This window comes from Glutamicibacter sp. St.4D3 (assembly GCF_059728615.1).
The window spans coordinates 1,973,186-1,996,240 of sequence record NZ_AP039380.1; the positions used below are offsets into that span (position 1 = coordinate 1,973,186).

At 67.1% G+C, this 23,055-nt stretch carries 19 protein-coding genes and 1 tRNA gene; 4 read left to right on the forward strand and 16 right to left on the reverse strand.

All coding sequences use genetic code 11. The features are described 5' to 3' along the window. Positions 1-113 precede the first annotated feature (113 nt). The 4 genes from AC6I21_RS09080 to AC6I21_RS09095 all read right to left on the reverse strand — a co-directional run bounded on the left by AC6I21_RS09080 (position 114) and on the right by AC6I21_RS09095 (position 2,615). Positions 114-665, reverse strand: a complete 552-nt coding sequence (locus AC6I21_RS09080; protein WP_138177867.1) for a dihydrofolate reductase family protein — start codon at positions 663-665, stop codon at positions 114-116. Positions 666-719: 54 nt separating this feature from the next. Next, entirely contained in the window at positions 720-959 is a 240-nt protein-coding gene (locus AC6I21_RS09085) for a hypothetical protein (RefSeq protein WP_497762242.1), read from the reverse strand. Beyond that, positions 956-2,203 (reverse strand): inorganic phosphate transporter, encoded by a 1,248-nt coding sequence (locus AC6I21_RS09090; RefSeq protein WP_138177871.1) that lies wholly within the window; start codon positions 2,201-2,203, stop codon positions 956-958. The genes AC6I21_RS09085 and AC6I21_RS09090 overlap by 4 nt, the downstream gene beginning before the upstream one ends. 330 nt (positions 2,204-2,533) lie before the next feature. Continuing rightward, positions 2,534-2,615 (reverse strand) — tRNA-Leu (locus AC6I21_RS09095). A 184-nt stretch (positions 2,616-2,799) separates the two neighbouring features. Here AC6I21_RS09095 and AC6I21_RS09100 point away from each other — a divergent pair. Further along, a complete protein-coding gene (locus AC6I21_RS09100; protein ID WP_171021256.1) occupies positions 2,800-3,417 on the forward strand; it encodes an ANTAR domain-containing response regulator in 618 nt (205 codons plus the stop codon). Between the two features lie 313 nt (positions 3,418-3,730). On the opposite strand, the gene pyk is transcribed toward AC6I21_RS09100, so the two are convergent. The 11 genes from pyk to hisI all read right to left on the reverse strand — a co-directional run bounded on the left by pyk (position 3,731) and on the right by hisI (position 19,109). Then, complete coding sequence (gene pyk / locus AC6I21_RS09105) at positions 3,731-5,239, reverse strand: pyruvate kinase (RefSeq protein ID WP_138926384.1); 1,509 nt, start codon at positions 5,237-5,239, stop codon at positions 3,731-3,733. Positions 5,240-5,335: 96 nt separating this feature from the next. Further along, positions 5,336-6,793 (reverse strand): glutamate synthase subunit beta, encoded by a 1,458-nt coding sequence (locus tag AC6I21_RS09110; RefSeq protein WP_138926385.1) that lies wholly within the window; start codon positions 6,791-6,793, stop codon positions 5,336-5,338. Beyond that, positions 6,786-11,429 (reverse strand): glutamate synthase large subunit, encoded by a 4,644-nt coding sequence (gene gltB / locus AC6I21_RS09115; protein ID WP_497762243.1) that lies wholly within the window; start codon positions 11,427-11,429, stop codon positions 6,786-6,788. The genes AC6I21_RS09110 and gltB overlap by 8 nt, the downstream gene beginning before the upstream one ends. A 473-nt stretch (positions 11,430-11,902) precedes the next feature. After that, the gene (lgt, locus tag AC6I21_RS09120) at positions 11,903-13,009 is read right to left on the reverse strand and encodes a prolipoprotein diacylglyceryl transferase (protein WP_497762244.1); all 1,107 of its coding nucleotides are present in this window, start codon (positions 13,007-13,009) and stop codon (positions 11,903-11,905) included. Further along, the gene (trpA, locus tag AC6I21_RS09125; RefSeq protein WP_497762245.1) at positions 13,006-13,794 is read right to left on the reverse strand and encodes a tryptophan synthase subunit alpha; all 789 of its coding nucleotides are present in this window, start codon (positions 13,792-13,794) and stop codon (positions 13,006-13,008) included. Before trpA ends, lgt begins: the two co-directional genes overlap by 4 nt. After that, positions 13,795-15,051, reverse strand: a complete 1,257-nt coding sequence (gene trpB, locus AC6I21_RS09130) for a tryptophan synthase subunit beta (protein ID WP_497762246.1) — start codon at positions 15,049-15,051, stop codon at positions 13,795-13,797. 167 nt (positions 15,052-15,218) lie between these two features. Then, a complete protein-coding gene (gene trpC, locus AC6I21_RS09135) occupies positions 15,219-16,055 on the reverse strand; it encodes an indole-3-glycerol phosphate synthase TrpC (RefSeq protein WP_497762247.1) in 837 nt (278 codons plus the stop codon). A gap of 1 nt (position 16,056) precedes the next feature. Next, positions 16,057-16,305: an HGxxPAAW family protein gene (locus AC6I21_RS09140; RefSeq protein WP_054822081.1), complete on the reverse strand. Its 249-nt coding sequence runs from the start codon at positions 16,303-16,305 to the stop codon at positions 16,057-16,059. A gap of 142 nt (positions 16,306-16,447) precedes the next feature. Continuing rightward, a complete protein-coding gene (locus AC6I21_RS09145) occupies positions 16,448-17,038 on the reverse strand; it encodes a Trp biosynthesis-associated membrane protein (protein ID WP_138177887.1) in 591 nt (196 codons plus the stop codon). Further along, the gene (locus tag AC6I21_RS09150; protein ID WP_497762248.1) at positions 17,035-18,597 is read right to left on the reverse strand and encodes an anthranilate synthase component I; all 1,563 of its coding nucleotides are present in this window, start codon (positions 18,595-18,597) and stop codon (positions 17,035-17,037) included. Before AC6I21_RS09150 ends, AC6I21_RS09145 begins: the two co-directional genes overlap by 4 nt. A 110-nt stretch (positions 18,598-18,707) precedes the next feature. Then, a complete protein-coding gene (gene hisI, locus AC6I21_RS09155; protein WP_138177891.1) occupies positions 18,708-19,109 on the reverse strand; it encodes a phosphoribosyl-AMP cyclohydrolase in 402 nt (133 codons plus the stop codon). A 135-nt stretch (positions 19,110-19,244) separates the two neighbouring features. On the opposite strand from hisI, the gene AC6I21_RS09160 reads away from it, so the two are divergent. Both AC6I21_RS09160 and AC6I21_RS09165 read left to right on the forward strand, forming a co-directional pair. Further along, positions 19,245-19,886 carry a TIGR03085 family metal-binding protein gene (locus AC6I21_RS09160; RefSeq protein WP_246049497.1) on the forward strand — a complete coding sequence of 214 codons (642 nt, stop codon included), beginning with the start codon at positions 19,245-19,247 and terminating at the stop codon, positions 19,884-19,886. A 170-nt stretch (positions 19,887-20,056) separates the two neighbouring features. Beyond that, positions 20,057-20,695, forward strand: a complete 639-nt coding sequence (locus AC6I21_RS09165) for a DUF6318 family protein (protein WP_497762249.1) — start codon at positions 20,057-20,059, stop codon at positions 20,693-20,695. Between the two features lie 334 nt (positions 20,696-21,029). Here the strand turns inward: AC6I21_RS09165 and AC6I21_RS09170 are convergent, their stop codons facing one another. Then, on the reverse strand, positions 21,030-22,337 hold the full coding sequence (locus AC6I21_RS09170; RefSeq protein ID WP_497762250.1) for an ISL3 family transposase: 1,308 nt from the start codon (positions 22,335-22,337) through the stop codon (positions 21,030-21,032). Between the two features lie 332 nt (positions 22,338-22,669). On the opposite strand from AC6I21_RS09170, the gene AC6I21_RS09175 reads away from it, so the two are divergent. Next, positions 22,670-23,032 carry a PKD domain-containing protein gene (locus tag AC6I21_RS09175; RefSeq protein WP_497763420.1) on the forward strand — a complete coding sequence of 121 codons (363 nt, stop codon included), beginning with the start codon at positions 22,670-22,672 and terminating at the stop codon, positions 23,030-23,032. Positions 23,033-23,055 lie beyond the last annotated feature (23 nt).

Consider the following 23,055-nt stretch of genomic DNA (forward strand, 5'->3'; position numbering starts at 1 on the left):
ACATTTTCACTTCCTGAACCACGCAATCTTTGGCACATCCCCGGGCCCTTGGCTCCGGCCGGAGCGGCAACATGGGCAGGTCAGGTGCGGGAGGGGGCGGTGCCACTGCCGGGCTACGGGGCGGCAACCCGGTAGCGGTCCTCCAATACCCCGTTCTCGTGGGCCGTGCGGTCGATCAGGGTGAAGTCGGCAGGGGTCTTGGTGTCGAAGACGCTCACCCCGCTGCCCAGGACCACCGGGACGGTAAGCAGCTGCAGCTCATCGAGCACCCCGGCGGTAAGGAACCGTCCGGCCAGCTGGGCCCCGCCCAGGATCCAGACGTCCTGCTGGCCGGCGCTGCGGGCAATGTCGTGCGACCACAGGTCAATGTCCCCGCGCACGAACGTCAGGTCGGCCCCGGGAGTGGAGGGCAGCTCGTGGTGGGTGAACACCCACACCGGTTTGCCGGCGTACGGCCAGGGCCGCTCAAGTGCGGTGAGCTGCTTGACCAGCCACAGGTAGGTCTGGCCGCCAATGACGATCGCGCCGACCTCGTCGAAGAACTTCTGGAACCCGGGCAGCGCGCCCTGCGCGTCGCCGAAGGGTTCAAGCCAGCGGGTTTCACCGGCCGAATCGGCGATAAAACCATCGATGGAGGCACCCACATAGTATTTGAAGCTCGTCATGGCTCCAGTCTATGGGTGCCTCCATCGGTGAAGGTACTCGGGCGGGAAATTAGCTCAAACGCCCAGGATTCTGGCGCTCAGGGCCGGCACGATCAGGATGATGCCGAAAAGCACCACGATTCCGCAGAAGGCGAAGCAGGCGAACGCGCCGAAGCGGTTCAGGGCCTCATGGCGGTCGTCATCGCGGGCGACGGCCAGCAGTCGGACGCCAAACGAGTACGCGCTGACGATGAGGATGGCGGCGACCCAGGTGGTTACCGCGACGATCAGGAATGCTGCCCAGTCGATGGTCACTTCTTGGCCCCCTGCGTGGGATTCTTCTTGGCGTTGTTCTTCGCCGCTTCCTTCGCGGCGGCCTTGGCGGCCTTCTCGCGCTTGCGGCGTTCCTTCTTCGACAGGATCTTCACTGCGGCACCCGAGGAGTCGATGTCGGAGATCGCGTTGTCGTGGCCGACAACGTCACGGCGCGAGAGCACCCAGAACACCAGCAGGATTCCGGCGCCCAGCACGCTGACGACCAGGGTGCCGGCGTTGCCCAGGTGCATGACCAGGGCGGCCAGCGCGCCGACGACTGCCGCTGCCGGCAGGGTGAACAGCCAACCCAGCGCGATGCGCCCGGCGGTCCCCCAACGCACCTCGGCGCCCTTGCGGCCCATGCCCGAACCGATCACCGAACCGGAGGCGACCTGGGTGGTCGACAGGGCGAAGCCCAGGTGCGAGGAGGCCAGGATCGCCGAGGCGGTGGACACTTCCGCGGAGAAGCCCTGCGCGGGCTTCACATCGGTCAGTCCCGAGCCCATGGTGCGGATGATGCGCCAACCGCCGGTGTAGGTGCCCAGCGCGATGGCCAGCGCACAGCTGGTGATGACCCACAGGTGCGGGCCGGTGCCGGCTTCCTGCATCCCGGCGGCAACCAGGGTCAGGGTGATGACGCCCATGGTCTTCTGCGCGTCGTTGGTGCCGTGGGCCAGTGCCACGAGCGAGGAGGAGAAGATCTGGCCGTAGCGGAACCCGCCGCGCTTGGGCGAAGCGCCTGATTGACGCTTAGTGATGGCGTAGGCCAGCTTCGTACACACGTACGCGGAGACACCGGCAATCACCGGGGCACACAGCGCCGGCAGCAGCACCTTGCTCATCAGCACGCCGTAGTCGATGGCGCCCAGCCCGGCGCCGACGATGGCCGCACCGATCAGGCCGCCGAACAATGCGTGGGAGGAGCTGGAGGGAAGGCCCAACAGCCAGGTCAGCACGTTCCAGATCACTGCGCCCATCAGGCCGGCGTAGATCATTTCCGGCATGATTTGCACGCCGCCCTCGCCCTCCTTGATGATTCCGCCGGAGATCGTCTTGGCAACCTCGGTGGAGAGGAACGCGCCTACCAAGTTGAGGGCTGCGGCGAGCAACACAGCTTTTTTCGCTGTGATGGCGCCGGTTGCGATTGGAGTGGCCATCGCATTGGCCGTGTCATGAAAACCGTTGGTGAAGTCGAAGAACAACGCCAAGGTAATGACCAGGACGACGATGAGCGTCAAATCCATTGAATACCAGCCTGGGGGTCGAACGGCTAAGGGAAAGTTTTCTGCTCAGCACACCGCGATATCGATCCATCTGCACGGTGAACGACACGGCACAATGGCCGCGAGCCAGTTCAATCATATGACTACCTGTCACTGAGTCAATCTGGAAAGTCAACCCAGATCTGGCGAACAACGGGTGACACGCAGGTGAACCCGGATCGTCCTATGATCAAGCTAACAGGCGGTTTCCGCCGGCTTTTCGTTTCTGCGGATGCGGTGCAAAGCACTGCTGGCACGAAAAATCCCCACCGCGCAACCCGCAGGTCGTGCGAAGGGGATTTCATCACCAGGTGCCCAAGGTGGGACTCGAACCCACACATCTTTCGATACCGCATTTTGAGTGCGGCGCGTCTACCGATTCCGCCACTTGGGCTGGCACTTTTACGATAGTACTGGACGGATTTTGGATTTCCTAATCGAATCTTCCGCGTCATCGGGCATACTGGCCCCCAGGCAAGTAGGCTGTTCTTAGAAACCCCGGTTTCCCGCCCAGCATCTGCCTTCCGGCGTTAGCGAGCGACCAGAATTGCTGCCCGTGTGAACACAAAGGAAACGAATTGAGCCAGCTGCCCGACATCACCAAGATCCCCGCCGAAACGCCTGGCACCGCCCGCCGCGTACTCGTGGCCGAGGATGAGACCCTGATCCGTCTGGACATCGTCGAAATCCTGCGCCAAGAGGGGTACGAGGTAGTGGCCGAGGTCGACAATGGGGAAAGCGCCATTGAGAAGGCCCGCGAGCTGAAGCCGGATCTGGTCCTGATGGACGTGAAGATGCCGGTGCTTGACGGGATCAGCGCCGCGGAAACCATCGTCAAGGAACGCATCTGCCCGGTCGTGCTGCTGACCGCGTTCAGCCAGAAGGAACTGGTGGACCGGGCCCGGGAGGCCGGCGCCATGGCGTACGTGGTCAAGCCGTTCACGGAGGCCGACCTGACCCCGGCCATCGAAATCGCGATCTCCCGGCACGACGAGCTGCGCGCCCTGGAGGAGGAAGTCAGCAACCTCAGCGAGCAGTTCGAGACCCGCAAGCTGGTGGATCGGGCCAAGAGCCTGCTGATCACCAAGATGGGGCTGACCGAGCCCGAGGCGTTCCGCTGGATCCAGAAGACCTCCATGGACCGCCGGCTGAGCATGCGCCAGGTGGCCGAAACCGTGATCGATCAGGTCAAGTAGGGACCACCCCTGCCACGGGTTCACCGCAAGGCAGCCCGCCGCCGCTGCGGACCGAATCTCACGCGGCCATCGCCTTGCCGGAGGTGGCCGCGTTTGACGTTTAAATCGTACCGTGGCGCCACAGCGGCGGAGCCGTCATCGCACCTCGGGCGCGGACGCCGCGCTGCACGGTTTGCTGCCCGGCACCGGAGGCCAGGGCCGAAGGCCGGGGCCCGGCAGCATGGGAAACGGCCACGGGCGCCAATCCCGCAAAGGATTGGCGCCCCTGGCCGGTGGCCGTGAGAAACCTCGCGGCCCGAGTCGGCGGCTATGCCTAGATGGAGGTGCCGCGCACGTTCTCCGGCGCCCACGGTCCGACCTTCTCCCGGTCCGGCATCGGCTTGCCGTCCAGCAGCTGGCCGGCATCGGCAAGGTCACCGACCTTGTGGATGCGCAGGGTGTTGGTGGACCCGGCCTGCCCTGGAGGCGAACCGGCGGCGATGCACACCAGGTCGTTGACCTCGGCCAGCCCCTCGGAGAGCAGGCGTTCGTCGACCTGGGCGGTCATCTTGTCGGTGTGGTCGGCGTATTCCACCAGGCGGGCCTGCACACCCCACATCAGGGTCATGATGTTGTAGGTCTGCGGCAGCGGGGTGAAGGCCAGCACCGGCTTGTGCGGGCGCAGCCGGGAGAGGCGGCGCGCCGAGTCACCGGACTGGGTGAACGCGACAATGTACTTCACATCGAGCTGGTCGGCGATCTCCACGGCGGCGCGGGTGATCGCCCCGCCGCGGGTCTTGGGCTTGGAGCCCAGCCGCGGGATGCGGTCCAGGCCGTGCTGCTCGGTGGAGGTGATGATCCGGGCCATGGTGGCCACGGTCTCCACCGGGTAGGCGCCCACCGAGGTCTCCCCGGAGAGCATGACCGCGTCAGCGCCGTCGATGACCGCGTTGGCGCAGTCCGAGGCCTCGGCCCGGGTGGGGGTCGGGGACTCGATCATCGATTCGAGCACCTGGGTGGCCACGATGACCGGCTTCGCCCAGCGGCGGGCCAGTTCGATGGCACGCTTCTGCACCATCGGGACCTCCTCCAGCGGCAGCTCCACGCCCAGATCGCCGCGGGCGACCATGATCGCGTCGAACGCGTCGATGATCTCCTCCAGGGCGGCGACGGCCTGCGGCTTTTCGATCTTGGCGATCACCGGCAGGCGGCGGCCTTCCTCGTCCATGATTTCGTGCACGCGACGGATGTCGCTGGCGTTGCGCACGAAGGACAGGGCGACCATGTCCACTCCGGCGCGGATCGCCCAGCGCAGGTCGTCCTCATCCTTCTCGCTCAGTGCCGGCACGTTCACCGCGACGCCGGGCAGGTTGATGCCCTTGTTGTTGGACACCTCCCCGCCGACGACGACTTCGGTGAGCACCTTGACCTCGTCGACCTGCAGGGCGCGCAGCTGGACCTTGCCGTCGTTGACCAGCAGCATGTCCCCCGGCTGCACATCCCCGGGCAGGCCCTTGAAGGTGGTGGAGCAGATGCTGCGGTCCCCTTCGATGTCCTCGGTGGTGATGGTGAACCGCTCCCCCGGCTCCAGGATGTACTTCGCGTCGTCCTTGAACCGGCCCAGACGGATCTTCGGGCCCTGCAGGTCGGCGAAGATCCCCACGGCGCGGCCTACCTCACGGGAGGCGTTGCGCACGTTTTCCAGGTTGTTCGCGTGTGTGGAATGGTCGCCATGGCTCATGTTCAGCCGGGCGACGTCCACCCCGGCCTGCAACACCGCCACGGTGTTTTCGTAGCTCTCAATCGATGGTCCCCAGGTAGCAACAATCTTCGCGCGTCTCATACCGTCAGCCTATTATGCCTTTCACTTTCCACGGTACGTCCGGCCGGGAATTCCAAGGCTGAAACTCCATGGCTGGCCGCAACGCACCCGTGACACTCACATGATGCTGATGGCCCTATCGGTGGGGGCGACCGGTGCGGGCAACATGGTGTGCCCCTGCAGGTGACGGTCCACCGCCGCGGCGACGGAGCGCCCCTCGGCGATGGCCCACACGATCAGGGACTGTCCCCGACCGGCGTCCCCGGCGGCGAACACATTGTCCGCGCCGGTGTGGTAGTAGCCATCACGGGCGACGTTGCCCAGATTGTCGAAATCGATACTGACCTGTTCATCCAGCCCGGCTTTTTCCGGTCCGGTGAACCCGAGGGCGAGCAGCACCAGATCCGCCTTGATCAGCTTCTCGGTGCCGGGCTTCGGGAGGCGTGAGCCAGCGACAAATTCCGTCTCTGCCACTGTAACACCGATCACCCGGCCCTGCCGACCATTAAATCTCACAGTGGAGGCCAGGTAGCTGCGCTGCCCGCCCTCCTCGTGGGAGGACTGCACCTCGAACAGCGGCGGCACCGTCGGCCACGGGTGCCCGGGCCCGCGTTCGGCCGGGGGCTGCTGGCCGATGGCCAGGGTGGTGACGCTGGCCGCCTGCTGGCGCAGCGCCGTGCCCAGGCAGTCCGCCCCGGTGTCCCCGCCGCCCAGGATCACCACGTGCTTGCCGCGGGCGTCGATCCGCGGGCTGCGGCGCGCCTGGGACACCACGCGGTTGCTGTCGGTGAGGTACTGCATCGCAAAGTGCACCCCGTCCAGCTCCCGGCCCGGCACGGGCAAATCGCGCGGCACTCCGGCGCCGATGGCGATGATCACCGCGTCATAGTCCCGGCGCAGCTCATCCCAGCCGACGTCCACACCGATGTTCACCCCGGTGCGGAAGATGGTGCCTTCCGCACGCAGCTGCTCCAGCCGGCGCTCGAGCACCCGCTTGTCCAGCTTGAAGTCCGGGATGCCGAAGCGCAGCAGTCCGCCGGGGGCCTCGTCGCGTTCGAAGACCACCACGGTGTGCCCCACCCGGGTCAGCTGCTGGGCGGCGGCCAGCCCGGCCGGGCCGGAGCCGACCACCGCGATCCGCGCCCCGGTGTGCCGGGCCGGCGGCTGCGGGGTGAACGCCCCGGCGTCCAGCAGGTGCCCGGCCAGTTCGGCCTCCACCTGCTTGATCGTCACCGCCGGCTGGTTGATGCCCAGCACGCAGGCGGCCTCGCAGGGCGCCGGGCAGAGCCGGCCGGTCAGTTCCGGGAAGTTGTTGGTCTGCAGCAGCCGGTCGGCCGCCTCGTCCATCCGCTGGCGGTAGACCAGGTCGTTGAACTCCGGGATCAGGTTGCCCAGCGGGCAGCCCTGGTGGCAGAACGGGACCCCGCAGTCCATGCAGCGCGAGGCCTGGGCCTGCAGGGTGCCGGCGCGCTGGCGTTCGCTGACCTCCCGGTAGTCCAGCAGCCGCAGCGGCACCGGGCGCCGGGGCTGGGTTTCACGGTGGCGGATGTTCAGAAAGCCGCGTGGGTCAGCCACGGGTCACCTCCAGGATCTGGGTCCACACCTGGGCCGAGTCCGGGTTCTGCCCGGAGTCGGCGGCGTGGGTGCGAAGTTCTTCGATGGCGGCGTAGTGCCGCGGGATGATGCTGGTGAAGCGGGTGCGGCTGGTGTCCCAGTCCAGCACCAGGCGCTGGGCCAGCGGGGAGCCGGTGCGGGCGATGTGCTCGGTGAGCAGCGCGTGCAGCTGCCCGGCCTGCGCGTCGTCCAGCGGGCCGATCAACAGTTCCTGCCCGGCGGCGGCCAGCGGGTTCAGCCGCCGGGGGTCGAAGTCCAGCACCCAGGCCACACCCCCGGACATGCCGGCGGCGAAGTTGCGTCCGGTGGGCCCGAGCACCGCCACGGTGCCCCCGGTCATGTACTCGCACCCGTGCTCGCCGATCCCCTCGGCGACCAGCGTCGCCCCGGAGTTGCGCACCGCGAAGCGTTCGCCAACCCGCCCGTTGATGTACAGCTGGCCGCTGGTGGCGCCGTAGCCGATCACGTTGCCGGCGATCACCTGTTCCTCGGGCGGGCAGGCGCTGCCGGAGCCCGGGTGCACGGCGATGATCCCGCCGCTCAGGCCCTTGCCGACGTAGTCGTTCGCGTCCCCGGCCAGGCGCAGGGTGATCCCGGCGGGCAGGAACGCGCCCAGCGACTGCCCGGCCTGGCCCTGCAGGCGCACCGTGATGGTGTCCGCCGGCCGGTCGGCGTCGAAGGCGGCGCGGGTCAGGTGGTGGCCCAGCAGGGTGCCCACCGAGCGGTCGGTGTTGGACACGCTGGCCGCCAGCCGCACCGGGGTGCCCGCGGCGAGCGCCGGACCGGCCTGGGCCAGCAGCCGCCGGTCCAGGTGGTTCTCCAAACCGTGCTGTTGCCCGGTGGTGCGCCGCCGGGCGGCCGGGGCCACGGGTGGCACGTGGGTGATCGGGCCCAGGTCCAGCCCGCGGGCCTTGTAGTGGGCGGCCGCTTGGGCGGTGTCCAGCAGTTCGACCCGCCCGATCACCTCGTCCAGGGTGCGCGCGCCCAGTGCGGCGAGCAGTTCGCGCACCTCCTGGGCCAGGAACTGGAAGAAGTTGACCACGAACTCTGCCTTGCCGCTGAAGCGCTCGCGCAGTTCCGGGTTTTGGGTCGCCACCCCGACCGGGCAGGTGTCCAGGTGGCACACGCGCATCATGATGCACCCGGAGACCACCAGCGGGGCGGTGGCGAAGCCGAACTCCTCGGCGCCCAGCAGCGCGGCGATCACCACATCGCGCCCGGTCTTCAGCTGCCCGTCGGCCTGCAGGGTCACCCGCTGGCGCAGCCCGTTGAGGATCAGCGTCTGCTGGGCCTCGGCCAGCCCGATCTCCCACGGGGTGCCGGCGTGCTTGAGCGAGTTCAGCGGGCTGGCACCGGTGCCGCCGTCGTGCCCGGAAATGAGCACCACGTCCGCCTTGGCCTTGGCGACTCCGGCCGCGACGGTGCCGATGCCGGCCTCGGAGACCAGCTTGACCTGTATCCGGGCGGAGGGGTTGGCGCATTTGGCGTCGTGGATCAGCTGGGCCAGGTCCTCGATCGAGTAGATGTCGTGGTGCGGGGGCGGGGAGATCAGCCCGACCCCGGGGGTGGAGTGCCGGGTCCGGGCGATCCACGGGTAGAGCTTGGTGCTCATCAGCTGCCCGCCCTCCCCGGGCTTGGCGCCCTGGGCCATCTTGATCTGGACGTCCGCGGCGCTGCTCAGGTAGCGGCTGGTCACCCCGAAGCGCCCGGAGGCGATCTGCTTGATGGCGCTGCGCCGCAGCGGGTCGTTCAGCCGGGCCCGGTCCTCCCCGCCCTCACCGGTGTTGGACTTGCCCCCGAGCCGGTTCATCGCGATCGCCAGGGTTTCGTGCGCCTCGGCGGAGATCGAGCCGTAGCTCATCGCCCCGGTGGCAAAACGGGTGACGATCGCGCTGACGGGCTCCACCTCCTGGATGGGCACCGGGGTGGCGGCCTGGGTGTTCAGCCGCAGCAGCCCACGCAGCGTCTTGAGCTCGGCGGCCTGTTCGTCGACCGCGGCGGTGTACCGCTTGAACACGTCATAGCGCCGGGTGCGGGTGGAATGCTGCAGCCGGAACACGGTCTGCGGGTCAAACAGGTGCGGGGGCCCGCCGCGGCGCCACTGGTATTCCCCGCCGCCGGGCAGCTGCGGGGCACCGCTCACGGCACTGCTCCCGGTGCCGGTACCGGGGTGGGAGGGGTGGACGGGGTAGGCGCGGGCGTGGCGGGCCGCGGTTTCCCGGGCGATCACCTCCAGCCCGATCCCGTCCAGCCGGCTGGGGGTGCCGGTGAAGTATTCGTCGACCAGCGCCCGGCCCAGCCCCAGGGCCTCGAAGGTCTGGGCGCCGCAGTAGGAGGCGATGGTGGAGATCCCCATCTTGCTCATGATCTTCAGCACCCCCTGGCCCAGCGCCCTGACCAGGTTCGCGGCCGCGGTCCGCCCGTCGGGGGCCGGGTCCACCCCGGGCAAGGTGCCCTCCAGGGCCATCTGCTCCACGCTCTCCAGCGCCAGGTACGGGTTCACGGCGCTGGCGCCGTAGCCGATGAGCAGCGCCACATGGTGCACTTCCCGGGCGTCGCCGGTTTCGACCAGCAGCGAGACCCGGGTGCGGGTGGAGCTGGAGAGCAGGTGGTGGTGCACCGCGGAGACCAGCAGCAGGGAGGGGATCGGCGCCCACGCGGCGGAGGAGTCCCGGTCGCTGAGCACGATGAAGCGCACCCCGCGGTGCACCGCGGCGCAGACCTTCTCACAGATCTCGTCCAGCCGGGCGCGCAGCTCCCGGTCCCCGCCGGCGGGCCGGTAGAGCCCGCGCACCCGCAGGCTCTGGCGGGCGCCGTGCCCGTCGCGCAGGAACAGCACCTGGTCCAGCTGGTCGTTGTCCAGCACCGGGTAGTCCAGCGCGATCTGCTCGGCCGAAACCGGCCCGGGCTGCAGCAGGTTCCCCTCCGGGCCGATCGAGGTGGCAAGGCAGGTGACCAGCGCCTCGCGGATCGCGTCCAGCGGCGGGTTGGTGACCTGGGCGAAGGACTGGGTGAAGTAGTCAAACAGCAGCCGGTCGCGCTCGGAGAGGACCGCGACCGGGGTGTCGGTGCCCATGGCGCCCAGCGGTTCGGTGCCGGTGGCGGCCATCGGCCCCAACAGCAGGCGCAGCTCCTCGTTCGTGTAGCCGAAGGTGAGCTGGCGCTGGCGCACCGAGGCGGCGTTGTGGTGCACGTGCTCACGCCGCGGCAGCTGGTGCAGCCGGCGCTTGTTCTGCCCCACCCACTTCGCCCAGGGCGCGGCTGCGGCCAGTTCGGCCTTGAGCTGCGCGTCGGGGATGATCCGCCCGGCCGCGACGTCCAGCAGGAACACGGTGCCCGGGGCGACGCGCCCCTTGGCGGTGACCTGCTGGGCGGGCACGTCCACCACCCCGACCTCGCTGGCCAGCACCAGCAGCCCGTCCGCGGTGGTCAGCCAGCGGGCCGGGCGCAGCCCGTTGCGGTCCAGCACCGCCCCGGCCAGCTGCCCGTCGGTGAAGCACACGGCGGCCGGCCCGTCCCACGGCTCCATGAGCATCGCATGGTACTCGTAGAACGCCCGCAGATCCCGGTCCATGTGCTCATCGTGTTCCCAGGCCTGCGGGATCATCATCATGATCGCCGCGGCCGGGTGCCGCCCGGAGAGCATCAGCAGTTCGGCGACCTCGTCGAAGCTGGTCGAGTCCGACGCGCCGGGCGTGCAGATCGGGAACAGCTCCTCGGGCACCTCCCCCAGCAGCTCGCTGGCCAGCTGGGACTGCCGGGCGCGCATCCAGTTGCGGTTGCCCTGCACGGTGTTGAACTCCCCGTTGTGGGCGATGGTGCGCAGCGGCTGGGCCAGCGGCCAGGAGGGGAAGGTGTTGGTGGAGAAGCGCGAATGCACGATCGCGCAGCGGGTGCCCAGCCGGGCGTCGGCCAGGTCCGGGTAGAAGCGGTCCAGCTGCGCGGTGGAAACCATGCCCTTGTAGACCAGGGTGCCGCTGGCAAAGGAGGCGAAGTACACCCCGTGGCGGTGCTGGGCCCGGCGCCGGATGCGCCAGCACACCGCGTCCAGCGCCCGGCCGGAGGGCACCCCGGTGACGAAGAACTGGGCGAGGTGCGGCATGCATTCGCGGGCGGCGGCCCCCAGCACCCGTGCGTCCACCGGCACCTGGCGCCAGCCCAGCACGGTGAGACCCTCGGCCTCGGCCAGCTGCTGCACGGCGGCCACCGCGGCCTGACGCTCAGCGGGGGCGGCGGGCAAAAATGCCATGCCCACGGCGTAGCGTCCGGGCTCGGGCAGCTGGAAGTCGGTGACCTGGCGCAGGAAGCGGTCCGGCAGGTGCAGCAGGATTCCGGCCCCGTCCCCGGTGTCCGTGTCGGCGCCGGTCGCGCCACGGTGTTCCAGGCGGCGCAGGGCGGTCAGCGCCTGTTCGACGATGCGGTGGCTGGCTTCATTTTTCAGGCTGGCGATCATCGCCAGCCCGCACGCGTCCTTCTCGGCGCCGGGATCGTAGAGTCCCTGCGCGCCGGGCAGCGCGGCGAATCGGGTGTAGGGCGAGGAGATGGGTTCCCCGCCACCATCTGGCGAGGCGTTCAGCTGGACTCCGGTCATGCTCATGAGCGTGCCTTTCAAGGGTGTGCCGTATTGCTTGGGGCAGCACGCAGGACGCTGGGTTTCAGCCCGAAAAACGGAGGCTGCCGGTCATCGTCGCCGCCCCGGCGGCAGGCCGACGCCGCGGGCCGGGTTCGCCGATGGGTGGGATACCGGGGCCGGGCAGCGAAGGCACGCCGCGGGCCAGGGAGTGGGGCCCGAAGGTGTGGTGTGCGCACGATGGATCCACCGCGTTGTGGGTCGTGTCCGACCGGTGGGCCGCGAAATGGTGGTGCGGGCCGCAAGCGGGTCGGGTGTTCCACGTTACAAGTCGTTTGTTTCCGCCGCGTGCCCGGTTGTGTTTCGGGGGCGTTAACGAATTCCCCCGGTTGCCCCGGCAGTTGCGGGCGGGTTAACGCACCGTGGCGGCACCCCTGGTTCGGGGTGCCGCCACGGTGGGCTGCTGGCCGGCACGGGCATTCCTGCCGGCGGCCGCCTTGCTACTTCTTTTGGGCGGGGCCGGCGGTGCCGGGGCCATTGCTGCCGGGGCCATCGGCAGGGTCCTGGCCGGCAGCATCCGGATTCCGCGCCGCATCCCTTGCGGTGCCCGCGTCCTTCACGTCGCCCGTCTTCTTCACGCCGCCCGTTTTCTTGGCGTCGCGTCCCCGCGGTGCGCGTCCGGCGCCGGCCTCCAGGGCACTCGAACCGCCCTCCACGGCGGCGGCCTCGGCCACCGGTTCCCGCCCGGGCAGGTAGATGGTGTCCTGGTGCTCCGAGCGCAGCCGGCCCAGCGAGTACGCCAGCCCGATCACCCCGCCGATCACCAGCAGGATCGCCAGCAGCTGGTGGATGCGCAAGTCCAGCGGGCCCAGGCCGATCACCTCGGCCGGGTCGATGCGGAACGATTCCATGATCGTGCGCCCGATGCCGTACCAGATGACGTAACAGGCGAACATCGCCCCGCGGCGCAGCTTGTACTTGCGGTCCAGCGCCAGCAAGAGGATCACCCCGGCCACGTTCCACAGCGACTCGTAGAGGAACGTGGGGTGAAAGAGCGTGTCGGCCGGCAGCCCGGCCGGGAAGTTGTAGCTGTCCGGGTCAATCTCCAAGCCCCAGGGCAGGGTGGTGGGTGAACCGAACAGCTCCTGGTTGAACCAGTTGCCCCAGCGTCCGGCGGCCTGCGCCAGCAGCACGCCCGGGGCGGCCGCGTCGGCGAACGCCGAAAGCCGGATCCCGATGCGCCGGCAGCCGATCCACGCGCCGACCGCGCCCAGCGCCACCGCGCCCATGATGCCCAGCCCGCCCAGCCACAGCTGCGGGATCTCGGCCAGGTGCGCCGGGCCGCCGCCCAGCCCGAAGTAGTACATCGGGTCGGTGATCAGCACGTGGTAGAGCCGCCCGCCGACGATGCCGAACGGGATCGCCCAGATCGCGATGTCCCACAGCGTGTCGCTGGTGCCGCCGCGGGCGCGCAGCCGGCGGCCGGTGAGCCACAGGGCCAGCACGATGCCGACCAGGATGCACAGCGCGTAGGCGTGGATGGTCAGCGGCCCCAGCGTGAAGCGGGACCATTCAATGGGCGGGGAGGGGATCGCGGCGCTGATCATGCGCTGGCTCTCCCGCTCAGCTCGGCGGCCAGCGCCCCGAGCGCCTCCACCCCGCCGTCACGCAGCGCCGCGACCAGGGCGGTGCCCACGATCACCCCGTCCGCGTACGCGCCGATCTGCTGGACGTGCTCCCGCTTGGAGACCCCCAGCCCGACGCAGGCGTTTTCCGCCCCGGCCGCGTGCGCGGCGGCGACCACGTCCTGGGCGGCGGCGGAAACCTCGCTGCGCGCCCCGGTCACCCCCATCACCGAGACGCAGTACACGAACCCGCTGGAGGCCTGCACGGTCATCTTCACCCGGGCCGGGGAGGAGCTGGGCGCAATCAGGAAGACGCGCTCCAGGTCGTACTTTTCACTGGCGGCCACCCATTCCCCGGCCTCGTCGGGCACCAGGTCCGGCGTGATCAGCCCGGACCCGCCGGCCTCGGCAAAGCGGCGGGCGAACTCCTCCACGCCCATGCGCAGCACCGGGTTCCAGTAGGTCATCACCATCACCGCGGCGTCGCAGCGGGCGGTGATCCCGGCGATGATCTCAAAAATCTGGGACACCCTGAAGCCGTTGGCCAGCGCCTGGGTGGTGGCCTGCTGGATCACTTCCCCGTCCATCACCGGGTCCGAATACGGGATCCCGATCTCGATGATGTCCACCCCGTTGTTGGCAACCGCCACGGCCGCGTCAATGGTGGTGGCCACGTCGGGGAACCCGGCGGGCAGGTAGGCGATCAGCGCCGGGCGGCCCTCGGCCTTCGCGGCGGCGATCTTCTGGGCACTTCTCACCCGGGTCATCTATTTCCCCTCCCCGGCCGCGTCGGCCGCATCAAGTAATCCAAACCATTCGGCGGCGGTGGACACGTCCTTGTCACCGCGCCCGGAGAGGCTGACCACGATCACCACGTCCTGCGGGTCGCGGCCCTCGGCGATCTTGCGCTGGGCGACCTTGATGGTCCCGGCCAGCGCGTGCGAGGACTCGATCGCCGGCAGGATCCCCTCGGTGCGGCACAGCAGGCGGAACGCGTCCATCGCCTCGGTGTCGGTGATCGGCTCGTAGCTGACCCGACCGATGTCGGCCAGGTGCGCGTGCTCCGGGCCCACGCCCGGGTAGTCCAGCCCGGCGGAGATCGAGTGCGATTCGATGGTCTGCCCGTCGTCGTCCTGCATCAGGTAGCTCTTGGCCCCGTGCAGCACCCCGGGCTTGCCCAGGGTGATCGTCGCGGCGTGGCGGTCGGTGTCCACCCCGTCCCCGCCGGCCTCAAAACCGTAGAGCTCCACCTCGGCGTCGTCCAGGAAACCGTGGAAGATGCCGATCGCGTTGGAGCCCCCGCCGATGCAGGCGGTCACCGCGTCGGGCAGGCGTCCGGCCTGGGCCAGGATCTGCTCACGCGCCTCCTCGCCGATGACCTCGTGGAAGTAGCGCACCATGGCCGGGAACGGGTGCCCGCCGGCGGCGGTGCCCAGCAGGTAGTGGGTGTTCTCCACGTTCGCCACCCAGTCGCGCAGCGCCTCGTTGATCGCGTCCTTCAGGGTCTGGCTGCCCACGGTCACCGGGATCACGGTGGCGCCCAGCAGCTCCATGCGCGCCACGTTCAGCGCCTGGCGGCGGGTGTCCTCCGCGCCCATGTAGACCACGCACTCCATGCCCATCAGGGCGGCGGCGGTGGCGGAGGCGACCCCGTGCTGGCCGGCGCCGGTTTCGGCGATGATCCGGGTCTTGCCCATCCGCTTGGCCAGCAGCGCCTGGCCGAGCACGTTGTTGATCTTGTGGCTGCCGGTGTGGTTCAGGTCCTCGCGCTTGAGGAAGATCCGCGCCCCGCCGCAGGCCTTGTGCCCAAAGCGCTTGGCCTCGGTGAGCAGCGAGGGACGCCCGGAGTAGTTCTTGTTCAGGTCCTTGACCTCTGCGATGAACGCCGGATCGTGCTTGGCCTGCTCGAAGGTGGCGGCCAGCTCATCCATGGCGGCCATGAGGGACTCGGGCATCCATCGCCCGCCGTAGGCCCCGAAGTATGGTCCGCTGGCGTGCTTCAACGAGTCGTCGGAAGTGCTCATTGTTCCCTCTTTTCCCTCGCAATGTTGGCAGGTGCCCCCGCGGCGCTTCTCGCCGGGCGGGGGCACCACCGTGGATCGTTCGGATCGTGCGGCGTGCGCCGCTGGCCGTCAACTGTTGATTCTCTTTAACTGTGGCCGTTCACCGGCGGTTTGCGTAGTTTGTTGCGTCAGTTGTCCTGGCCGCGTGCGGGCTTCGCCGCGGTGCCGGCCCGGATGAATTCGGCGACCGTTTCCCGCGGGGCGGCGTGCTTCACCAGTGCCTCGCCGACCAGGATCGCATCGGCGCCCGCGGCCGCGTACTGTGCCACCTGCTCGGTGGATTCCACACCGGATTCGGCGATCACCACGGCCTCGCGCGGCAGCAGCGGGGCCAGCTTGGCGAAGGTGGCAGGATCCACGTCCAGGGTCTTCAGGTTGCGCACGTTCACCCCGATGATCTTCGCACCGGCGGCGACCGCACGCTGGATCTCCTCGGCGGTGTGGGTTTCGACCAGGGCGTGCATGCCCAGCTGTTCGGTCAGCGCCAGGAAGCGGCACAGTGTCGCGTCGTCCAGGGCGGCGACGATCAGCAGCACCAGGTCGGCCCCGTGGGCGCGGGCCTCGTAGATCTGGTACTCGTCGACCGTGAAGTCCTTGCGCAGCACCGGGATGTCCACGGCCTGGCGCACCGCGTCCAGATCCTGCAGCGAACCGTTGAAGCGGCGCTGCTCGGTGAGCACGGAAACCACCGAGGCACCGCCGGCGGCGTATTCGGCGGCCAGGGTGGCCGGCTCCGGGATCTCGGCCAGCGCCCCCTTGGACGGGGAGCGGCGCTTGACCTCGCTGATCACCCGCAAGGTGGTGTCCCGGGCGGACTGGTCGGTGTTTCCGCCCAGCGCAGCATAGGCGTCGCGGGCCGGGGCGGCGGCGTGGGCGGCGCCGATCATCGCCTCAAGGCCGGTACGTGCACGTCGGGCGTCCAGGTCTTCCCGGACGCCCGCAATGATTTCGTCGAGAACGCTCAACTTAGTGGTGTGCTCCGCTGCGCGAGCCGCCCACGCCGTAGCCGGCCTTGCGCATGATCCAGCCGACCACCAGACCCAGCAGGATCACGCCGCAGCTGATGTACACCAGCAGGTGGGCGTGGTTGGCGAAGGCGATTCCGCCCACGATGGCACCGACCATCATGATGATGACAGCCGTCCAGGCTGCGATCGAGTTACCGTGTCCAACCTCTTCGGCAAAGATCGGGTCGATCTCGGTCTTCTGCGACATAACGGAACGTCTCCTTGGTTTTCTACCCATGTCCGCGCGGTGGCCCGGGCGGATCCTTAAGCTTCCTGCTCTATTCTGCCACCAGTTCACACCGATGACACATTTGGGGGCAATCGTGTTGCCCACCGCCGCGGCGCACGAATCAGCGCCCGGACTCGGTGGGATCATCCCCCGCCGAGAGCTGCTCCCAGTCCGAGATTCGGTCGTTGCGCGGGGATTCGCCGGTGGGTTGCGCCTCGGAGCGCACCCGGTCGTACTTGGTGGTCTTGGACCAGTGCCCGGCGGCCAGCAGCACGCAGATGCCCTGCAGCACGATCAGCGCCCCGGCCACCGCAACCACCATCGGCCACGCGCTGACCTGGTAGTCGGCGACGATGTCCTTCAGCCCGGTCGCCTCGGCCACGGCCCCGGCGGCCGCGCCCTGCGGGTTCAGTGCGCCGTTCAGCCCGGCGCTGATCACCCCGGCCCCGGCCAGCACGGAGATCGCGCCGATGATGTAGCGCACCACCTTCCCGCCGATCAGCAGCGCCAGCGCCGCGGCCAGCACCACCACGCACAGCGCGGTGACCGCCGGGGCGGCCTGGGAGCCGTCGACCACGATCTGCGGCACCTGGACGGTGGTGGCCTGGACGTCGACCAGCACCCAGGTGCGGGTGGCGGCCCACAGGCCCAGCCCGGCGGCGACCACCCCGAACAGTGCCACGTTCCTCAGGCTCAGCATCTTGCGCATCATGCACCTTCCGTCACGTCGGTGGCCTGGCGCAGGCTCTGCGCGGCCCAGACCGCGCGCAGCGGTGCGGCGGCCTTGTTGGTGGTTTCCAGGGCCTCGTCGGCCAGCTTCGAATCGTTGACAATCCCGCCGCCGGCCTGCACATAGGCCCGCCCGTCCTTCAGCAGCGCCGAACGGATGGTGATGGCCATGTCCATGTCCCCGGCGAAGTCCAGGTAGCCAACCACTCCCCCGTACACCCCGCGGCGGTAGGGCTCGTACTCATCCAGCAGCTGCAGGGCGCGGGGCTTGGGTGCCCCGGAGAGCGTGCCGGCCGGGAACGTCGCGGCCAGCACGTCGTACGCTTCGATTCCCTCACGCACCTTGCCCACCACGTTGGAGACCAGGTGCATGATGTGGCTGAAGCGCTCCACCTCCATGAACTGGGTGACCTCCACCGTGCCGGCCTGGCAAACCTTGGACAGGTCGTTGCGGGAGAGGTCGACCAGCATCAGGTGCTCGGCGCGTTCCTTCTCGTCGGCCAGCAGCGACTTCTCATGCAGCTGGTCCTCCTCGTAGTTCGCACCGCGCGGGCGGGAGCCGGCGATCGGGTGGGTGACCACGTGCCCGTCGTTCACGGTCACCAGCGCCTCCGGGGAGGAGCCGACAACCTGGAAGGGCTGGCCGTCCTCGTCGACGAAGTTGTACAGGTACATGTAGGGGCTCGGGTTGGTGGCGCGCAGCACCCGGTAGATGTCCAGCGCGCTGGCCTGGGTTTCCAGCTCGAACCGGCGCGAGACCACGATCTGGAACACCTCACCATCCACAATCGCCTGCTTCGATTCGCGGATCGCCTGCAGGTACTGCTGCTCGTCCCAGGAGTGGGTGACCGCCTCCATCAGCTCTTCACGCGGCACGTCGGTGCCCTGCAGCACCGCCCCGCCGGTGGGCAGGTGCCCGTCCAGCTGCTCCAGCATCCGGTGCAGGCGCTGGACCGCGTCATCATAGGCCTGCTCCGCGCGTTCGGCCCGCCCGTCGAAGTTGATGGCGTTGGCGATCAGCGTGACCGTGCCCTCCGCGGCGTCGTGCACGGCCAGGTCGCCGACCAGGTTCATGCTCAGCTCCGGCAGCTTCAGGTCATCGGCCGGCGGGTTGGGCAGCTTTTCCCAATGCCGCACGCACTCCCAGCCGATGAAGCCGACCATGCCGCCGGTCAGCGGGGGCAGGCCCGGCATCGGTTCGGTGCGCAGGGCCCGCACGGTATCGCGCAGCACCTCAACCCCGACGCCCGTGGTGGGCAGCCCGGCCGGGGCCTGGCCCTGCCAGTACGCCTGCCCGTCACTGCGGGTGGAGAGCGTGGCCGGGGAGTTGACCCCGATGAAGGAGTACCGCGACCACACCCCACCGGCTGCCGCCGACTCCATCAGGAAGGTGCCGGCCCGTCCCCCGGCCAACTGCCGGTAGAGACCGATCGGGGTCAGTGAGTCGGCCAGGATCCGCACCGAGACGGGGATGACCCGCCGCGTGGAGGCCATCGCCAGGAACTGCTGGCGGGTCGGGGAAATGCTACCTAGGGTTTTCATCAGCTTCTTTTCAACAGCTACTTGCCAACAACTACTTTTCAACCGCTTGGGGCGCCGCGGGATCTCCCGCGGCCCGCGGGAACCGTCCCTGCCGCCTTCGGCCGGGGTGCTTAGGCCGGGCGGTGGCCGACCTGCGCCGGCAGCTGCCGGTCGGTGAAGCACGTCGGGGCCCCGGTGTGGCAGGCCGCCCCCACCTGGTCCACCTGCACCAGCAGGGCGTCCCCGTCGCAATCCAGCGCCACGGACTTGACGTACTGGGCATGGCCGGAGGTGTCCCCCTTGCGCCAGTACTCCTGGCGTGAACGGGAGAAGAACGTGACCCGCCCGGTGCTCAGGGTGCGGCGCAGGGCCTCGTCGTCCATCCAACCCAGCATCAGCACTTGGAGGGTGTCGGCCTGCTGGACGATCGCGGCCACCAGGCCGTTGGGATCGCGCTTGAGGCGGGCAGCGATCTGGGGGTCAAGCTGCGCCGCATCCGGCTGGGATTCGGCGCTGGAATTAGTAGTAGACATCCCCTCAAGCATACTTGCTGGGCCTGTGCGTCCTCACCGTGTGACAAGACTCAATGCCACTAGTTCGGGGCATTGCCTCGCAACATGTCTTTATAGGTGCTCAAGGTGCCGCACTCCATGCTAGGTTCAGAGGTAATGCACCTGGTACATGCTTCTCGACTCGCCCTGGCCGAGGCCCTGTTGGCAGCTGGCCCCTCGGCTGATACGTTGTGCGCGGGCTGGGAAACCCGCCACCTTGCCGCGCACCTGGTTCTGCGCGAAAATTCGCCGCTGGGCGCCGGGGCGGTTCTCAAGCCGCTATCCGGGAAGCTCGACGCGAAGATTAAAAAGCTAGCCGACGAGGCCCAGCGCCCCGAAAGCTATGCCGGGCTGGTGCGGCGTTTCCGCACCGGGCCGAGCAAGTACTCCCCGTTCTCCATCGAGCGGGTCAGCACCGCCGCGAACATGTCCGAGTTCTTCATCCACACCGAAGACGTGCGCCGGGCACGGACCCAGTGGGCTCCGCGCATCCTCGATCGCGGCTACACCGAAATGCTCTGGAATGACCTCACCCGCCGCGCCCGCATGTACTACCGCCACTGCCCCGTCGGCGTCATCCTGGCCCGGCCGGACGGCAAACGCCATGTGGCCAAGAAGGCGGCCAACCCGGTGACGATCACCGGCCCCGTCACGGAGCTGATCATGCACGCTTCCGGTCGCATCGACAGCGCGCTTGTTACCTTTGAGGGCAGCGACGAATCCATCAAGGCGCTGAAGAAGACGAAGCTGGGTTTCTAGCCTCCCCTGGCTTCAGTGCCGCGCGTTGACGCAGTTGCATTCGATGGCGTTTGCTGCCTTAGCGGCAGCAGTAGTTTTCCCCAGTTATTGCCGCGCCCTCCCAAAGCTGACCGTTCCGGTCTAGGATGTCGAACAATCGTGACGGCTTTCGAAGGCAACGGAGGTTCGAAATGTCTAGCCGATCCCGCGCACTTGCGCTATTCGCCGTTCCCCTAGCATTCTCGTTCGCGCTTACCTCCTGCCAAGACGGCAACGACCCCGCAGCAACAACTCCACCGTCAGAGTCACCAGCCACCGCTTCGCCCACAGCCTCATCGTCGCCGACAAAATCACAGCCACCGAAGCCAGTGCCAGCAAGCGCGGAAGGACCGGCGAAAAACATCCCGGTACCCAAGATGCCCGATGCAGCCAAACAAAATTCCAAGAATGGTGCCATTAGCTTCGCCGAACACTATTTCGAAGTTGTGAACTACAGCATCGCGACGACGACAACAGATGAGCTAAAAAAACTGACCAGCCGCCAATGTAAGTTGTGTGCTGAGCAACTGATTGATCCCATAGATGCTGCGGTCGACATCAAAGCCTGGCAAGTTGGAGGCGAATATGACTACGATTTTGTCGATCTTTTGGAGCCCGTGGATAACAAAGCTGTCGCAATTTTCAATTTCGACGCAGCAGCTCAGAAGCTCTACCGAGAGCCCCACAAGGTACTCAAAACTTGGGAACGCGTCAATCATCAAGTCGTATCATTTGAACTTAAATTCACCAAGGACTGGGAAGTGACGAAAATTGTCATACCGAAAAATTAGCGTCCTGTTGTCCGTCGTATTTCTCGGAGGAGCTGTTCTCCCCTGCCTAGACGTCCGCGCGGCAACAGCAGCGTCGTGCAACGATGTTGGAGGTCGAATGGGAGATAGAGACGCAAAAGTCGAATCTGATGACTGTCCGGGTGGAAAGCTGAGAGAAAGTTACTACAAAGAGCTAAACACTCTCTTACTGAAGGAACAGGCACCAAAATATCGGGTCGAACACTCCGAAACTTGCGGAAAGAGCGTAGAAACAACTGATAGCTGCAACGTAAACTCCGATCGAGACCGATGCGGAGACGGCAGCTTTCCCTACATAGAATCCTTTATTGGCTCTTCACAATCCAGGGTGTAAAACGGGTCTGAACCCGCCGGATTCCAAAAGTGAACGGGCAATATAATTCGCTAGGCTCCGGAACCCCAGAGCACTACCGCGCAGGTGTTCCAACCTGCCGTTGATCGCTTCGGTGGGCCCGTTCGAGGTGCCTGCCCGGTCAAAGTAAGCCAGGATATCCCCGGCCCGGCGTTTCAGGGTGCGGCCCAGGGACGCCAGTTCGGGCAGCCCGGTAGGAATTTTTGCTTTGATCAGCTCGATGACCTGCTCCATCGACCACTTGCCGATACTCTTCTCCTTTTGCCGGTACGCGTCCACGATGCGCTGATAGATGTTCCAGGTGAATTGCACTGGCTCATGCTGCTGATCAGCAAATAAGGCATCAAGCCGTTCAATCTGCTTCTCAGTAAGCAAACCATCCCCGGTCAATAGCGTGCGACGCGCCGCATAGAGCGGATCACCCTTGCGGCCGCGGTGACCACGGGTGTCTTGCTGCACCCGTTGACGGCACTTATCCAACGCTTCGGCAGCAAGGCGCACCACATGGAAGGGATCCATCACTTCTACCGCGTCCGGGAGTTCCTCGGCAGCTGCGGTTTTGAAGCCACTGAACCCGTCCATGGCCACCACTTCAATCCCGTCCCGCCATTCTTGGGGCCGGTTCGCGAGCCAGGACTTGAACACGGCCTTGGAGCGGCCTTGCACCATATCCAACAGCCGGGCCGGGCCAGCACCTTCGGTGACCGGAGTCAGGTCAATAATCACGGTGACGTACTTGCCTCCACTGCGGGTGTGGCGCCATACGTGCTCATCCACCCCAATGACTTTCACCCCGTTGAACCGTTCAGGCTTGTTGATCAGCACCCGTTGCCCCTGACCCAACACCGCGTCATTAGCGGTATTCCAGGACACGCCCAACCCCTCAGCGACCCGGGCCATGGACAAGTGCTGACACACGATCCCGGCCAGCGCCCAACCCAACCCGCCACGAGAAATCTTCGCCCGGGGCTCGGCAGCCTGGCTAGTGTCCTGACGCCACACAGTACCGCAGTCAGCACACCGGTACCGGCGCACCCGGATCACCAGCGTGGTCGGCCGCCAGCCGACTGGCTCATGCGCCAGCCGGCGCACCACGGTGCCACGAGGCGTTCCCGGCTGCCCGCAGTTACGGCACCACGGATCCGCCTCGGTGACCGTGCACAGGATCTCGGCACGTTCAGGCAACAACCGCTGACCGCAGGCTGTCAGGCCCAGCTCGTCCAGGCGGCAGAACGTGGTCAGATCCGGGGCGGTAAAGGTAGTATGGGACAACGTCGAGGTCTTTCAAGAAGGTTGTGTAGGAACTTCCATTCTTGTGAAGACCTCGACTTTTTACTGCCCTGCGACACGCCCAGAAATCAGACCAACGGCAATGCTGCCCTACACCCTCGATTGCGAAGAGCCCCTTTATTCGTCTTTCGGGGCCGGAGGCCGGAGAGGTTTTCGTGCAGCGCCTTCGGTGCCCAGAAGATGCGGAACTCGGGATACCAGATAGTGAAAGAATCCAGGAAATTCAAGTGACTCCCGCACAGTTCAGAAGCTTTCCCATCAAAGGATCCCTAGTAAACAGTAACCCTAAACAGTTTTCTCTTCGGAATGGGCATGTGCACTTATGGGCCTCCAGCGAAACTCAAACTTTCACAACTCGAATCGCGGAGACAGACGTCGAGATACGTGCGATACCGATTGCTTGGCGATGGGACTATGGCGACGGTTCTTCACGTAGTCTAAACCAACCGGGGAACCCTATGCCGAGTCATACGCTTCACGACAAAACACCGACCAGCCATTCCTACCTGGAAACCGGTCTCTTCAACGTCAATCTCACGACCCTCTATCGGGGCGAGTTCAGAGTGTCGGGCGGGTCGTGGCAAACAATCCCCGGTCAGGCGGCGGTTCCAAGCGAAGCAGTCCCGATCGATGTATGGAGGACCGAGAAAGAACTCATCGCTGGCGAGGGAGAATAAGCCGGAAACAACAAGGTCCCCAG

Excerpts from the sequence above, each read along its gene's own strand:
- AC6I21_RS09080 (WP_138177867.1), bottom strand. The coding sequence starts at position 665 with ATGACGAGCTTCAAATACTATGTGGGTGCCTCCATCGATGGTTTTATC.
- AC6I21_RS09090 (WP_138177871.1), bottom strand. The coding sequence starts at position 2,203 with ATGGATTTGACGCTCATCGTCGTCCTGGTCATTACCTTGGCGTTGTTC.
- pyk (WP_138926384.1), bottom strand. The coding sequence starts at position 5,239 with ATGAGACGCGCGAAGATTGTTGCTACCTGGGGACCATCGATTGAGAGC.
- gltB (WP_497762243.1), bottom strand. The coding sequence starts at position 11,429 with ATGAGCATGACCGGAGTCCAGCTGAACGCCTCGCCAGATGGTGGCGGG.
- lgt (WP_497762244.1), bottom strand. The coding sequence starts at position 13,009 with ATGATCAGCGCCGCGATCCCCTCCCCGCCCATTGAATGGTCCCGCTTC.
- trpA (WP_497762245.1), bottom strand. The coding sequence starts at position 13,794 with ATGACCCGGGTGAGAAGTGCCCAGAAGATCGCCGCCGCGAAGGCCGAG.
- trpB (WP_497762246.1), bottom strand. The coding sequence starts at position 15,051 with ATGAGCACTTCCGACGACTCGTTGAAGCACGCCAGCGGACCATACTTC.
- AC6I21_RS09140 (WP_054822081.1), bottom strand. The coding sequence starts at position 16,305 with ATGTCGCAGAAGACCGAGATCGACCCGATCTTTGCCGAAGAGGTTGGA.
- AC6I21_RS09145 (WP_138177887.1), bottom strand. The coding sequence starts at position 17,038 with ATGATGCGCAAGATGCTGAGCCTGAGGAACGTGGCACTGTTCGGGGTG.
- AC6I21_RS09150 (WP_497762248.1), bottom strand. The coding sequence starts at position 18,597 with ATGAAAACCCTAGGTAGCATTTCCCCGACCCGCCAGCAGTTCCTGGCG.
- hisI (WP_138177891.1), bottom strand. The coding sequence starts at position 19,109 with ATGTCTACTACTAATTCCAGCGCCGAATCCCAGCCGGATGCGGCGCAG.
- AC6I21_RS09160 (WP_246049497.1), top strand. The coding sequence starts at position 19,245 with ATGCACCTGGTACATGCTTCTCGACTCGCCCTGGCCGAGGCCCTGTTG.
- AC6I21_RS09165 (WP_497762249.1), top strand. The coding sequence starts at position 20,057 with ATGTCTAGCCGATCCCGCGCACTTGCGCTATTCGCCGTTCCCCTAGCA.